10 protein-coding genes and 3 pseudogenes are annotated in these 12,278 nt (G+C 64.7%); 8 read left to right on the top strand and 5 right to left on the bottom strand.

The window, feature by feature from the left end; translation table 11 throughout:
• The first annotated feature begins 254 nt into the window (after window positions 1-254).
• From AC0GNR_RS11690 to AC0GNR_RS11675, 4 genes and pseudogenes are all read left to right on the top strand, one after another.
• On the top strand, window positions 255-1,925 hold the full coding sequence (locus AC0GNR_RS11690) for a ShlB/FhaC/HecB family hemolysin secretion/activation protein (RefSeq protein ID WP_304835585.1): 1,671 nt from the start codon (window positions 255-257) through the stop codon (window positions 1,923-1,925).
• A gap of 76 nt (window positions 1,926-2,001) precedes the next feature.
• On the top strand, window positions 2,002-4,431 hold the full coding sequence (locus tag AC0GNR_RS11685; protein WP_472901123.1) for a two-partner secretion domain-containing protein: 2,430 nt from the start codon (window positions 2,002-2,004) through the stop codon (window positions 4,429-4,431).
• A gap of 40 nt (window positions 4,432-4,471) precedes the next feature.
• Window positions 4,472-5,248 carry a hypothetical protein gene (locus tag AC0GNR_RS11680; protein ID WP_304835582.1) on the top strand — a complete coding sequence of 259 codons (777 nt, stop codon included), beginning with the start codon at window positions 4,472-4,474 and terminating at the stop codon, window positions 5,246-5,248.
• A 167-nt stretch (window positions 5,249-5,415) separates the two neighbouring features.
• Window positions 5,416-5,811 (top strand): annotated as a pseudogene (locus AC0GNR_RS11675) (PA0069 family radical SAM protein); the annotation flags it as partial.
• Here AC0GNR_RS11675 and AC0GNR_RS11670 read toward each other — a convergent pair.
• Window positions 5,791-6,387: pseudogene (locus AC0GNR_RS11670) on the bottom strand (ABC transporter ATP-binding protein); the annotation flags it as partial. The pseudogenes AC0GNR_RS11675 and AC0GNR_RS11670 sit on opposite strands and share 21 nt — an antisense overlap.
• Before the next feature lie 136 nt (window positions 6,388-6,523).
• Window positions 6,524-7,009, bottom strand: a complete 486-nt coding sequence (locus AC0GNR_RS11665; protein WP_304837903.1) for a MarR family winged helix-turn-helix transcriptional regulator — start codon at window positions 7,007-7,009, stop codon at window positions 6,524-6,526.
• A 190-nt stretch (window positions 7,010-7,199) separates the two neighbouring features.
• On the opposite strand from AC0GNR_RS11665, the gene AC0GNR_RS11660 reads away from it, so the two are divergent.
• Genes AC0GNR_RS11660 through fahA form a run of 4 tightly spaced genes read left to right on the top strand, consistent with a single transcriptional unit; the run spans window position 7,200 to window position 11,036 of the window.
• Window positions 7,200-8,891 carry an FAD-dependent monooxygenase gene (locus AC0GNR_RS11660; RefSeq protein ID WP_304837900.1) on the top strand — a complete coding sequence of 564 codons (1,692 nt, stop codon included), beginning with the start codon at window positions 7,200-7,202 and terminating at the stop codon, window positions 8,889-8,891.
• A 14-nt stretch (window positions 8,892-8,905) separates the two neighbouring features.
• Window positions 8,906-9,109 (top strand): DUF2783 domain-containing protein, encoded by a 204-nt coding sequence (locus tag AC0GNR_RS11655; protein WP_304837897.1) that lies wholly within the window; start codon window positions 8,906-8,908, stop codon window positions 9,107-9,109.
• Window positions 9,110-9,123: 14 nt separating this feature from the next.
• Entirely contained in the window at window positions 9,124-9,666 is a 543-nt protein-coding gene (locus tag AC0GNR_RS11650) for a VOC family protein (RefSeq protein ID WP_304837895.1), read from the top strand.
• A 53-nt stretch (window positions 9,667-9,719) separates the two neighbouring features.
• Window positions 9,720-11,036 (top strand): fumarylacetoacetase, encoded by a 1,317-nt coding sequence (gene fahA, locus AC0GNR_RS11645; protein ID WP_472901122.1) that lies wholly within the window; start codon window positions 9,720-9,722, stop codon window positions 11,034-11,036.
• Between the two features lie 108 nt (window positions 11,037-11,144).
• On the opposite strand, the gene AC0GNR_RS11640 is transcribed toward fahA, so the two are convergent.
• The 3 genes and pseudogenes from AC0GNR_RS11640 to AC0GNR_RS11630 all read right to left on the bottom strand — a co-directional run bounded on the left by AC0GNR_RS11640 (window position 11,145) and on the right by AC0GNR_RS11630 (window position 12,255).
• Window positions 11,145-11,297, bottom strand: a complete 153-nt coding sequence (locus AC0GNR_RS11640) for an oxidoreductase-like domain-containing protein (protein ID WP_472901144.1) — start codon at window positions 11,295-11,297, stop codon at window positions 11,145-11,147.
• A 111-nt stretch (window positions 11,298-11,408) separates the two neighbouring features.
• Window positions 11,409-11,639 (bottom strand): annotated as a pseudogene (locus AC0GNR_RS11635) (DUF1653 domain-containing protein); the annotation flags it as partial.
• Between the two features lie 64 nt (window positions 11,640-11,703).
• Window positions 11,704-12,255, bottom strand: a complete 552-nt coding sequence (locus tag AC0GNR_RS11630) for a hypothetical protein (RefSeq protein WP_472901121.1) — start codon at window positions 12,253-12,255, stop codon at window positions 11,704-11,706.
• Between the last annotated feature and the right edge of the window lie 23 nt (window positions 12,256-12,278).

Genomic DNA, 12,278 nt, shown 5'->3' with positions numbered 1-12,278 from the left:
GGGCCCCATGATCTCCAATGATCTGCCGCCCTTCCACACCCCCGCCTGCGAGAACGCGCGATGCCGCACTCCGGACGGCACTTTCCCGCTGGCCGGAAGTGATCAGGGTCTGCGATGGGCAGGGCCGCACCCCGCACCGCAACCCGGCGACGATCGCCATCGAGGAGGGTGAGCGTGCTGCCAACCTGAGCCGATTGTCTGGTTGCCTGACTCGGGTGGTCTGATTCAAAAACAACTCTCGTCAAAGGCCTCCCATGTTCAAAAAACCCCTTCTACCCTTTGCGATTCTGGTCCTGAGCCAGGGCGTGTATGCCCAGCAACCGCCGAGTGCCGGCAGCCAGATTCAGCAGATTCCGCCGGCCCCCACGCTGCAAAGAGCCGAGCCCACCATCCGCATCGAGCCCAGCACAGCGCCCGCACCGCCGGCTACCGACGCGGTCAAGATCACCGTCAACAGCCTGCAGGTGACGGGCGCGCGGGCCTATCCCGAAGCCGAGCTGCTGGCATTGACCGGGTTCATGCCCGGCAGCGAACTGACCCTGGCCGACCTGAAGGCCATGGCGCTGAAGATCACCGACCGCTACCGCAGCGATGGCTATTTCGTGGCCCAGGCGTATCTGCCCGCCCAGGAGATCCAGAACGGCGCGGTCACCATTGCCGTGATCGAGGGTCAGTATGGCGCGGTGACCGTGCGCAACCAGAGCACGCTGTCCGATGGGCTGATCCAGAGCCAGCTTGAGGGACTCAACAGCGGCGATCCGATCGTCATCGAGCCGATTGAAAGACGCCTGCTGCTGCTGTCTGACATTCCGGGCGTGAAAGTCAGCTCCACCCTGGCGCCGGGCGCATCCGTCGGGGCTTCCGACCTGATCGTTGACGTGGTGCCCGGTGATCGCATCACGGGCAGCATCGATGCCGACAACGCCGGCAACCGCTACACCGGCGAATACCGCCTGGGCGCCACGGTGAACCTGAACAACCCGGCGGGGCACGGCGACGTGGCCTCGCTGCGCGTGCTGACGACGGGCTCGGGCCTGAACTATGCCCGGGCGTCCTATCAGATGCAGTTCGGCAAGGCGACGGCTGGCGTGGCGTACAGCTGGCTGGGTTACGAGCTGGGCAAGGAATTCAAGTTCGCGCAGGCCACCGGGACGGCCAGGGTGGCGAGCGTGTACGGCAGCTACCCGTTGATCCGTTCGCGCACCACCAATCTGTACGCCGGTCTGGCCTTTGACGCCAAGACGTTCCAGGACAAGCGGCCGCTGAACCTGGACATGCCGGTGGAAGACAAGAAGGCTCAGGTGCTAATGGCCAGCTTGCGCGGCGAACACCGCGACAGCCTGGGCGGCGGCGGGGTGAGCGGCTTTTCGCTGACCTTGTCAACGGGCAACATCGACCTGGAAACGCCCGTCTTGATGCGCGCCGACGCGCTGGCGCAAACCAGCGGTCACTTCAATAAGCTGGGGTTCAGTGCCATGCGGCTGCAAAGCGTGACCGATACCGTTTCGCTCTACGCCGGCATCAACGGCCAGCTGGCCTCGAAAAACCTCGATGTCTCTGAAAAGATGGCGCTGGGCGGCATGTACGGCGTGCGGGCCTATCCGGAAGGCGAAGCCTATGCGGACGAGGGTTATGTGCTGACGCTCGAAGCCCGGATGCGGCTGCCCACCCCCGACCAGTTTCCCGGGCAGCTGCAGCTGATCGGTTTTGTCGATGCCGGCAGCGTGAGCATCAACAAGAACCCCTGGCCGGGTGCCGGGCCGAACAGCAGAGCGCTGAGCGGCGCCGGTGTGGGCTTGAACTGGTCTGAGGACAACAACTATCTGGTGAGGATGTTTTACGCCCGCAAGCTGGGCAACGAAATGGCCACCTCGGCGCCTGACAAGTCGGGGCGGTTCTGGATTCAGGCCGTCAAATATTTCTGAACCCGTCCAGCGCAGGCCGGACCTGCGCTGATGCCGCACAGACGCCGCTTTTTTGAAGAACACGCGAAAGATCACCATGAACCTCATTCACCGCTCCATCTGGAACGACCGGACCGGCACCTTCGTGGCCGTTTCTGAAATGGCCCGCAGCGCCGGCAAAAAAATCTCGTCCTGCACGGCCGGGTCGGGCGCTGGCGGCCGCTTCAGGCTGAGGGTCCTGGCCTTTTCCCTGCTGCTGATCTGCGGAGCCAGTGTCTATGCCCAGCCCACGGGCGGCGTGGTGACGGCTGGCAGCGCCACCATCGGTGGCACACTCGGCAACATGACGATCACCCAGACCTCGTCCAACGTGGCGATCAACTGGCAGAGCTTCGACATCCAGTCCGGGCAATCGGTTCAGTTCGTGCAGCCGGGCAGCAGCTCGGTGGCGCTGAACCGGGTCATCGGATCGGATCCCTCGAACATTCTGGGCAGCCTGTCGTCCAACGGCAAGGTGTTCCTGGTCAACCCCAACGGCATCCTGTTCGGGGTGGGTGCATCGGTCAACGTGGGTGGCCTGCTGGCGTCCACGATGGCCATCTCCGATGCCAACTTCATGGCCAACAACTACACCTTCTCCGGTGCGGGCGCGGGTTCGGTGGTGAACCAGGGTTTGATCAACGCAGCCGACGGCGGCTATGTTGCCCTGCTGGGTGCGAATGTCAGCAACCAGGGTGTGATTGCCGCCCGGCTCGGCACGGTCGCTCTGGCGGCCGGCAACGCGGTCACGCTGGACATGGCGGGCGACAAGCTGCTCACCATCACGGTGGACCAGGGTGCGGTGAACGCGCTGGTGGACAACGGCGGCATGATCCAGGCCGACGGTGGCCACGTGCTGATGACCACGCAGGCGGCGGGCAGCCTGCTGGCGAATGCCGTCAACAACACCGGCATCGTCCAGGCGCAGACGATCCAGAACGTCAAGGGCACCATCATGCTGATGGGCGGCATGGAAACCGGTGTCGTCAACGTGGGTGGTACCCTGGATGCGTCGGCGCCCGCAGGTGGCAACGGCGGCTTCATCGAAACGTCCGCGGCGCATGTGAAGATCGCCAGCGACGCCAACATCACCACGGTCGCCCCTGCGGGGACGACGGGCAATTGGTTGATCGATCCGGTTGATTTCAATATTCAAGCCATCGGCGGTGACATTACCGGCGTGGCACTTACTGCCTTGCTGGTCAATAACAACGTCACCATCAGCACCATGGTCACTGGAGCGAACACGGGCACGGCATTTTTTGCTGATCCCGGCCAGGGCGATATCAACGTCAATGACGCGATCGGCACGGGAGCTTCATGGACCGCCGCGGGCACTCCGACAACGCTGACCTTGATGGCAGCTAACGATGTGAACATCAACAGCGCAATCACAGCGACCAACGGCAATCTTTTCGTGTGTTGCGGCCAGGATGTGAACGTGAGAGCGGCCATCACGACGACCAATGGCAGCGTCTCGTTGAATGCCGGACGGGACGTCACCTTGTTTGACGGCTCGGCCATGACAACGACCAACGGCAACATCCAAATTTGCGCGGGTCGCGATGTCAGGGTGAATTCGAAAATCACCTTGACCAATAGTGGCAGCATTCCCGGACAAAGCCTGGGCCTGCCACTCGGCCTGACCCTGATTGCCGGGGCGAATGGCTCTGGCCCTGGGGTTGCCAGCGGCAGTGTCTACCTCCCGGGCCCTGCGGATCCTCTCAGGCCCAGCGTGACAAGGTCGGAGGCGCCGCCCACCGACATCGCCATTTATTACCACCCAACGTCGTACGCCACGCCAACCGCCTATACGAACAACTTCATCCTGGTAGGAGCTGTGAACCTGACGCAACACATGCTGGTCTACCCGGAGGTGACGGACAAGACGTTCGACGGCACCACGACGGCCACCCTGTTGGGATTCAAGAGCACGGCGGTCTCGGGTCCCGTCCCGGACACTCTGACGCTGGTTGCAGGGTCAGGTGCCACCGCCACTTTTGATACCGCGGCCGTAGGAACCGACAAGACCGTCTCCTTCAGCGGCTACAGCCTGGGCGGTGTTGGCGCAGACCAATTCGCCTTTGCCGTTCCTTGTTGTGGTCCTGCTGTATCCACAACGACCGGGAGCATCATCGCGGCGACTGTGATTCCTCCGGTCACGCCTCCCGTGACTCCACCGGTGGTGCCGCCTCCGGTCGTGGTGGCTCCGGTGGTACCTCCGGTGGTGGCGTCACCGATAGCGCCGCCCCAGGACCTCGAGCCGTGGCCTCCCGTGTGGACGCCGTCCACACCACCCGCCGTCGACCGTCCCGACTACGTTCTCACGGTGCTTTCGCCAGCGCCCTTGCCGCCTGCGATGCTGGTCGTGGTCGCACCTCCTCCTCCCCCACCCCCGCCGGTCTTCGTGCCTGTTGTGGTGCCTGTCGAAACGCCGCCCGAGGTGTACCAGCCGCCCGTGCGCAAGCCCAGGCAGGAACGCAACTGAAAACGGCGGTTGTGGGAAAACCTGTGACAGAACGGCGCTCATGATCCACGAAATTCTCCTGGGCTTGCTGGCCGCTGGACTGATCAGCACCCAGGCGCACGCATCGAACGATGCTGCGCACGGGCCTGGCACCGGATCGGGGTCAGCCTTGTCGGTGCGGTCCGCTGAAGGCCATGCTGTCGCGGCGGTCACGCCAACGCCCTCCGCAGCGGTGGGGAAGAGCTCAAGACGCGCCCACTTTGCGCAGGCCAAAGCCTCCACAGAAGCCCGGCATGTGGCCCACTGGGTGGTGGATTCGGGCGACAACCGCAACAAGCCATTTGTCATCGTGGACAAGCGGGAGGCCAAGGTCTTCGTGTTCGATGCCCAGGGGAAGCTGAGTGGCGCGTCTTCCGCGCTGCTCGGACTGGCCATTGGCGATCACTCGGTTCCCGGCATTGGAACCAAAAAGATGTCCACCATTCGCCCGGAGGAACGCACCACGCCGGCAGGCCGTTTTGTGGCGAACCTGGACAAAAACATGAAGGGCGATGAAATGCTCTGGGTGGACTACGACACGGCCATCTCCATGCACCGTGTGGCCACAGGCAATCCCAGGGAACGCCGCCTCGAAAGGCTGGCCAGTCCGTCACCGGCCGAGCGCCGGATTTCCTATGGATGCATCAACCTTCCCGTCAAGTTCTACGACACGGTGCTGAGCCCGGCCTTTACTGGAACGGACGGCATTGTGTATGTGCTGCCCGAAACCCGCACGGCCCGTGAAGTTTTCGGGTCTTACGACGTTGAGGAGCCGGCCAGCCTGCAGGCCGAGCGTTAGGCCCCGCCGGCAACCGCTCGACTACCGCGCAGTCGGTGGCCTGCAGAGTGGCCCGGCCCCGCACCCGCTGCGGGCTCCACGCGCGCCCGCCTGGTTTACGGTGGGCCGGGTGGGGTGGTCTTTTCAGGGTGTTGGCGCTAAAAACTGGATGTCCATCCAGTGGTTTCCTGCCAGCGCCCCGCCATACCGAAATCCTCATTCCCCTGCACGCCATCAAGGGCCGCGGCATCGCCCACCGCCAGCCGCACCGCTTCGAGCGCGATCCGCGGGCGGCGTTCGACGATGGCTGGGGCACGCTGGACGATGCGGCCGTCGCGGGCGAAGCAACCGCTGCGCCGGCCACGCAGGTCACGTTCGAAGACGCCCGCAACGCCATCACCCGAAACGACTCGCCCGACATCGGCTTCTCCCTCGGCCTCAACCCCTACCGCGGCTGCGAACACGGCTGCATTTACTGCTACGCCCGGCCCACGCACAGCTACCTGAACCTCTCGCCGGGGCTGGATTTTGAAACGAAGATCATCGCCAAGCGCAACATCTTCGCCGTGTTGCGCAGCGATGTCTTCGGCCTCTTCGATGTAGTGGGTGGTGAGGATGATGGTGGTGCCGGCCGCGCGCAGTGCGCGCACCATGCGCCACATGTCGTGGCGCAACTCCACGTCCACGCCTGCGCTGGGTTCGTCCAGAAACAGAATCTTGGGCTCGTGCGACAGCGCCTTGGCAATCAGCACGCGGCGCTTCATGCCACCCGAGAGCGCCAGAATCTTGCTGTCTTTTTTGTCCCAGAGCGACAGGTCTTTCAAAATCGTCTCGATGTAGGCCGGGTTGGGCGCCTTGCCAAACAGGCCCCGGCTGAAACTCATCGTGGCCCACACGGTTTCAAACGAATCGGTGTGCAGTTCTTGCGGCACCAGGCCGATGATGCTGCGGGCCGCGCGGTAGTCGCGCACGGTGTCAAAGCCGTCGGCGATCACGGTGCCTTGCGTGGCGTTGGTCATGCCGCAGATGACGCTGATGAGCGTGGTTTTGCCGGCACCGTTGGGGCCGAGCAGAGCAAAAATTTCGCCGCGGCGGATGTCAAGGTTGACGTTTTTCAAGGCCTGGAAGCCGCCGGCGTAGGTCTTGCTGACGCCGCGCACGCTCACGATGGCGTCGGGCGGATTGTCTTCGGCGGGGGAGAATGCGGGAGATGAAAGCACGCCCACATTGTCCGCCTGTGGGGCCCAACCCCGTGGCGGCACGGCCATCTGCGCTCGGGCGCAGCAGCCGCCAGGCTCAGGGTGCCCCGGTGTCGCTGTGGCCCGCGTGCTCGGCCTTGGCCTGCGCCAGCATGCGTCCAAGCATGCCGATGAGTTGGGTCTGTTCATCGGCTGACAGGCAGCGCATCAGCGTCTGGTTGCGTTGTTCCATCAGCGCCATCAGCTTGCGCCACACCGGTTTGCCTTTGGGTGCCAGCGCCAGAATGACGCTGCGGGCGTCCACCAGGTTGTGGGTCTTGATGACCAGCCCTTTGTCCACCAGCGACTGGGCCGCCCGGCTGGCCTGGCCTTTGTCCAGGTTGGCCTCAAAAGCCAGCTGGTTCACGGTGATCTGAGGAAAGGAGCCAATGGACGCCAGCGCCCGGGACTCCGACAGCGTCAGCCCGCCGTGGTGGAGGTAGAGGCTGTGGCTGGCCAGGTCGTTGAGCTTGCTCAACGTGTTCAGCCGGTAGGTGACATACCGCTCCAGCTTGGGCGGTGTGTCGGGCGGGGTGGGGCGCATGATCGGCCTTGCGTGTGGGGTAGGTGGGTAGCTTCCAGCCCCAGTTTAATTGATTGTTGTTGCAACTATAAATGGTTTTATGGTTGTTTTCTATCATATAAATATAGTTGTGTTCGCAACTAGGTGGGCCTAGAATCCAACGTCGAACACACGGTATGCCCCCTGTGCGATGTCCTCCAGGAGCCCCCTCATGCACCAGCCCACCACCGAGCCACGCCCATCCATCTACTACACCTACCAAGTATTTCAGCCCTGGTTGCCTTCGGCGCATCCGCCACAAAGCCGCCACCCGGTGGTCATTGCCGGCGCGGGGCCTGCGGGCATGGTGACCGCACTGGAGCTGGCGCGCCACGGTGTGCGCAGCGTGGTGCTGACACCCGAGCTGCAGTTTTCGCAAGGCAGCCGAGCCATTTGTTTCACCCGCCGGTCCATGGAAATCTTGCAGCAGGTGGGCGTGGCCGACCGCATGACCGAGGGCGGCTTGCCCTGGCGCTTTGGCAACTCGTATTACCGCGGCCAGCGCGTGTTTCGCATGGAAGCACCGCACGACGCCGACGACCGCTTCTTCCCCATCATCAACGTGCAGCAGCAGTTCATGGAGGAGTACCTGTTTGATGCCTGCGCGGCCCATCCGCTGATCGACTTTCGTTGGGGCAACAAGGTGACCCAGGTGACGCAGGGCGACGCCTGCGCCGAAGTGCGGGTGGACACGCCCGAGGGCGAATACACATTGGAGACCGACTGGCTGGTGGCTGCAGACGGTGGCCGCTCACCCATACGCACCGCCATGAACCTGCAGATGGAAGGCGCTTCGTACGAGGGTTCGTTTGTGATTGCCGACATCAAAGTGGACCTGCCCCTGCCCACCGAGCGCCTGGCGTTTTTTGACCCCGAGTGGAATCCCGGCAACACCATCCTCATGCACCGCGAGCCCCATGGCATCTGGCGGGTGGACTACCAGTTGCCCGCCGGCGAAACGCCGGAAGAGGCGCTCAAACCCGAGTCGCTCAGGGCCCGCATTGACGCGCAGCTGAAAATGATTGGCCACGAAGGCGTGCCGTGGGAAATGGACTGGTGTTCGGTGTATTCCGCCCGCACGCTCACGCTGCCCGACTATGTGCACGGCAGCGTCATCTTCACCGGCGACGCGGCCCACCTGCTGCCCATTTTTGGCGTGCGCGGTGCCAACACCGCGTTTCAGGACGCACAGTCGCTGGGCTGGCATCTGGCCTATGTGGTCAAGGGCCTGGCGGGCCCGCAGCTGCTGGCCAACCACAGCACCGAGCGCGTGGGCGCCGCCCGCGAAATCATTGAAGAAGCCGGCAAAAGCGTGCGCTTCATGACGCCGCCCGCCGGTGGCTTTGCGTTGCTGCGCAACGCCGTGCTGTCGCTCTCGCTGCAACACGCTTTTGTGCGCCCGCTCTACCACTGGCGCACCTCGCGCCCGCACGAGTACACCCACTCCCGGCTCAACAGCGCCGGCGACGACAACACCTTGTTCACCGAAGGCCCGGCCCACGGCGCACCGCCGCGCAACATCTGCCTGGCCGCCAACGACTACCTGCTGGACCACCTGGGCGGCGGTTTTGACCTGCTCTATTTCACCGACGGCGACGCGATACCCGCCGCACTGCAAGCCGTGGTGGCCCAGGCCCGCGCCCGCGGCGTGGTGCTGCGCGTGACCGCGGTGGGGGCCAGCGCGCCGGTGGCCGGGGCCGACCAGACCCTGGCCGACGCCAGCGGCCACTTTCGCCAGCGCTACGGTGTGCGCGCCCATGGCGCCGCTTACCTGCTGCGCCCCGACCAGCATGTGTGCGCCCGCTGGCTCACGCTGGACGCCACCCGCCTGCAAGCCGCCCTGCACAACGCCCTGCCCCAGTGAAAGGAATACACGCCATGAACACCCACACCGCAGCCGTACCCAGCCTGCCCATCGAGGGGCTGGAAGCCGTATACGACACCCTGGCCCAGGCCATCGACCAGGCTGGTGTCGAAAAAACCAGCCTTTTTCTCGTCAAATTGGCCTTGCTCAACGCCAATGCGCTGGCCGACGCGGCACTTTTCCAGCACCATGTGCAGTCTGCTTTGCAAGACCTTTGACCGAGGAGCCTCCCATGAAGATCGAACGCATTCACCACGTCGCCTACCGCTGCCGCGATGCCAAGCAAACCGTGGAGTGGTACGTCAAGCACCTGAACATGGACTTTGTGCTGGCGATTGCCGAAAACGAGGTGCCGTCCACCCAGGCGCCTGACCCTTACATGCACGTGTTTCTGGACGCTGGTCAGGGCAATGTGCTGGCGTTTTTCGAATTGCCCCAATCACCCGAGATGGGCCGCGACGAAAACACCCCGGCCTGGGTGCAGCACATTGCCTTCAAGGTCGACAGCATGGCCTCGCTCGAAGCCACCAAGACCCGCTTGCAAGAAGCGGGTATCGACGTGCTGGGCCCGACAGATCACACCATCTTCAAGTCGATCTACTTCTTTGACCCCAACGGCCACCGCCTGGAACTCTGCGCCGATGTGGGAACGCCCAAAATGCACAGCGCCCTGAGTGAGGTGAAGTGGGACATGCTCAACGAATGGGCCGCCACCAAGCGCGCGCCCCAGCACGCCGCCTGGATGCACGACAAGACCCTGCCCGCACCCAACTGATCTGACCCGCTTCACGCTCCTCTTGAAGCACCGCTCGTTGAAGAACACGACCTATGACGACCCTGAACGAAACCCACGATCCGGCACTGCGCAGCTGGGTGGCCTCGGCCAACGCCGCCGGCACCGACTTTCCGCTGCAGAACCTGCCTTTTGCCAGCTTTCGCCGCAGCGCTTCCAGCGAAGCCTTTCGCGGTGGTGTGGCCATTGGCGACCAGATTCTGGACCTGGCCGCGGCAGCGCAAACCGGCGTGTTCACCGGCGTGGCGGCCACCGCCGTGCAGGCCGGTGCGCAAGACAAGCTCAACGCCCTGATGGCGCTGGGCGCCCCGGCCTGGAGCGCGCTGCGCCTGGCGCTCTCGCGCGCGCTGCGCGAAGGTGCGCCCGAGCAGGCCGCCCTGCAAGCCTGCCTGGTGCCGCAGGCCAGCGCCGAATACGGCGTGCCCGCCCGCATTGGCGACTACACCGACTTCTACACCTCGGTCCACCACGCCACCAACATCGGCAAACAGTTTCGCCCCGACAACCCGTTGCTGCCCAACTACAAATGGGTGCCCATTGGCTACCACGGCCGCGCGTCCAGCATCGGCGTGTCGGGCCAGCAGTTTCACCACCCCAAGGGCCAAACGCTGCCACCCGGCGCCACCGTGCCCAGTTTCGGGCCCAGTCAGCGGCTGGACATTGAACTGGAACTGGGCATTTTTGTGGGCAATGGCAACCCGCTGGGCGAGCCCGTGGCCATGGCCGAGGCCGAAGACCATGTGTTTGGCCTGTGCCTGCTCAACGACTGGTCGGCGCGCGACATCCAGGCCTGGGAATACCAGCCACTGGGGCCGTTCTTGTCCAAAAACTTCGCCACCACCGTGTCGCCCTGGGTGGTCACGCTTGAAGCGCTGGCACCGTACCGCGTGGCGTTTGACCGCCCGGCCGACGACCCCCAGCCGCTGCCCTACCTGGACAGTGCCACCAACCGCAGCCAGGGCGCTTTCGACATTCAATTGCAGGTGGGCCTGCAAACGCCGCAAATGCGCGAAGCCGGCCACGCCGACGCCACCATTTGCCGCACCAGCTACCGCCACGCCTACTGGACCGTGGCCCAAATGGTGACCCACCACACCGTGAACGGCTGCAACCTGCAACCCGGCGACCTGTTCGGCAGCGGCACGCTGTCAGGCCCCACGCTGGACCAGGCCGGCGCGCTCATTGAGCTGACCACTGGCGGTAAACACCCGCTCACCCTGCCCAACGGCGAGTCGCGCACCTGGCTGCAAGACGGCGATGCCGTGGTGATTCGCGGTTGGTGTGAAAAAGCCGGTGCGCCGCGCATCGGCTTTGGCGAGTGCGTGGGCACGGTGCTGCCAGCGCGCGGTTGAACTTGCAGCGCGGCCCTGCTTCAGCCGCTGTGGCAATTGGGCTTTGCCCCTTCCCCCACCGGGGGAAGGTTGGGATGGGGGCGGTTTTCGGCACCACCAGGTCCCATGTCAGACCGATGGGTGACATCCCGGCCCGTTGTCCTCCAGCCAAGCCAGCGCGTCCACCCGCCAGTGGTGCAGCGCTTCATAAAACCCTTCCCACACGCAGCCGTTGCAGCCACGCCCGCAGCAGGTGCTGGGCTCGGGTGGCGGGGGGCGCACAGCGGTGTCCAGACACAGGCCGCGCCGCTCGGCCACACCCCGCAGGTGCGCAATGAGCGCTTGCGCCGTGGGCAAGTCGCCCAAGGGCACCAGGCCAGCGTCGTGCGGCGTAAACCGCGGCTGCTCTTTGCCTTCAAACACACCGCGCTCGGCAAACATGGCCGCCGGGCGCACCCACAAGCCAAAACCGCCGTACAGCGCGCGGTACAGCGTCATGCCTTGCAGCGTTTCACTGCAGCGCACGGTGTCCACCACCGAATACCAGCCGCCTTTGTAGTGGCGGTACAGCCCCGGGGGCGTGGCGTTCAGCGGCGGAAGGTCGTGGTCGGTGGGGGCGGTCATGGCAAATGGGGACTTCTGAGCAATGAAGGCTCGGAGTGTGCCAAAGTGCCAGCCCCGGTGGGTATCAGGGGCTGTCGCGTGGCGAGCGCCGCCGACAGAGCAGCCACAGCGTGACCGCGATCAGCGCGGTGTAGTTCAACAGCTGGAAGTCAGGGCGGTTCCAGGCGATGCCGTCGAACCCCCGGTAGGTCAGCGGGTACAGAACGGGCGAGGGGTAGAAGTCGGCCGAGTGCGTGAAGACGTCGATCACGATGTGCGACCACCAGCCCAGCAAGGGCCACCACCAGCGCTGCAACGCGACCCGCAGCGCCAGCGTGACCGCCCCGGCCACCAGCGCGCTGTGAAAAATGCAGTGCAGGTGGTGGGCCCACCACTCGACGGTGGCCGACATCGGCGGCTCGGCGCCGGGCAGCGCCAGCGCGTAGTCGCGCACGGTGCCCAGGCTCCCGGTGGTCTGCAGCTCGCCCACGGCGACCGGCAGCAGGTGCACCAGGTCGGGCGCCACGGCCAGCCCCAACACCAGCCCGACCGTGCGCCGGTTGGGCGGCGCGTGTCCGGCCAGCGCGGCAACACCCATGCCCACGCTCACCCACCATCCATGCGCCACGATGTCCATGCCGGGCCATCCTTTCGATCAGC

Source organism: Hydrogenophaga sp. LT287, from assembly GCF_055702805.1.
Note: the sequence above shows the minus strand (reverse complement) of the source record. Positions and strands in the feature narration are given on the sequence as shown.

Bases quoted from the DNA above. Each gene is read 5' to 3' on its own strand.
- AC0GNR_RS11690 (WP_304835585.1), top strand. From the start codon at position 255: ATGTTCAAAAAACCCCTTCTACCCTTTGCGATTCTGGTCCTGAGCCAG.
- AC0GNR_RS11685 (WP_472901123.1), top strand. From the start codon at position 2,002: ATGAACCTCATTCACCGCTCCATCTGGAACGACCGGACCGGCACCTTC.
- AC0GNR_RS11680 (WP_304835582.1), top strand. From the start codon at position 4,472: ATGATCCACGAAATTCTCCTGGGCTTGCTGGCCGCTGGACTGATCAGC.
- AC0GNR_RS11665 (WP_304837903.1), bottom strand. From the start codon at position 7,009: ATGCGCCCCACCCCGCCCGACACACCGCCCAAGCTGGAGCGGTATGTC.
- AC0GNR_RS11660 (WP_304837900.1), top strand. From the start codon at position 7,200: ATGCACCAGCCCACCACCGAGCCACGCCCATCCATCTACTACACCTAC.
- AC0GNR_RS11655 (WP_304837897.1), top strand. From the start codon at position 8,906: ATGAACACCCACACCGCAGCCGTACCCAGCCTGCCCATCGAGGGGCTG.
- AC0GNR_RS11650 (WP_304837895.1), top strand. From the start codon at position 9,124: ATGAAGATCGAACGCATTCACCACGTCGCCTACCGCTGCCGCGATGCC.
- fahA (WP_472901122.1), top strand. From the start codon at position 9,720: ATGACGACCCTGAACGAAACCCACGATCCGGCACTGCGCAGCTGGGTG.
- AC0GNR_RS11630 (WP_472901121.1), bottom strand. From the start codon at position 12,255: ATGGACATCGTGGCGCATGGATGGTGGGTGAGCGTGGGCATGGGTGTT.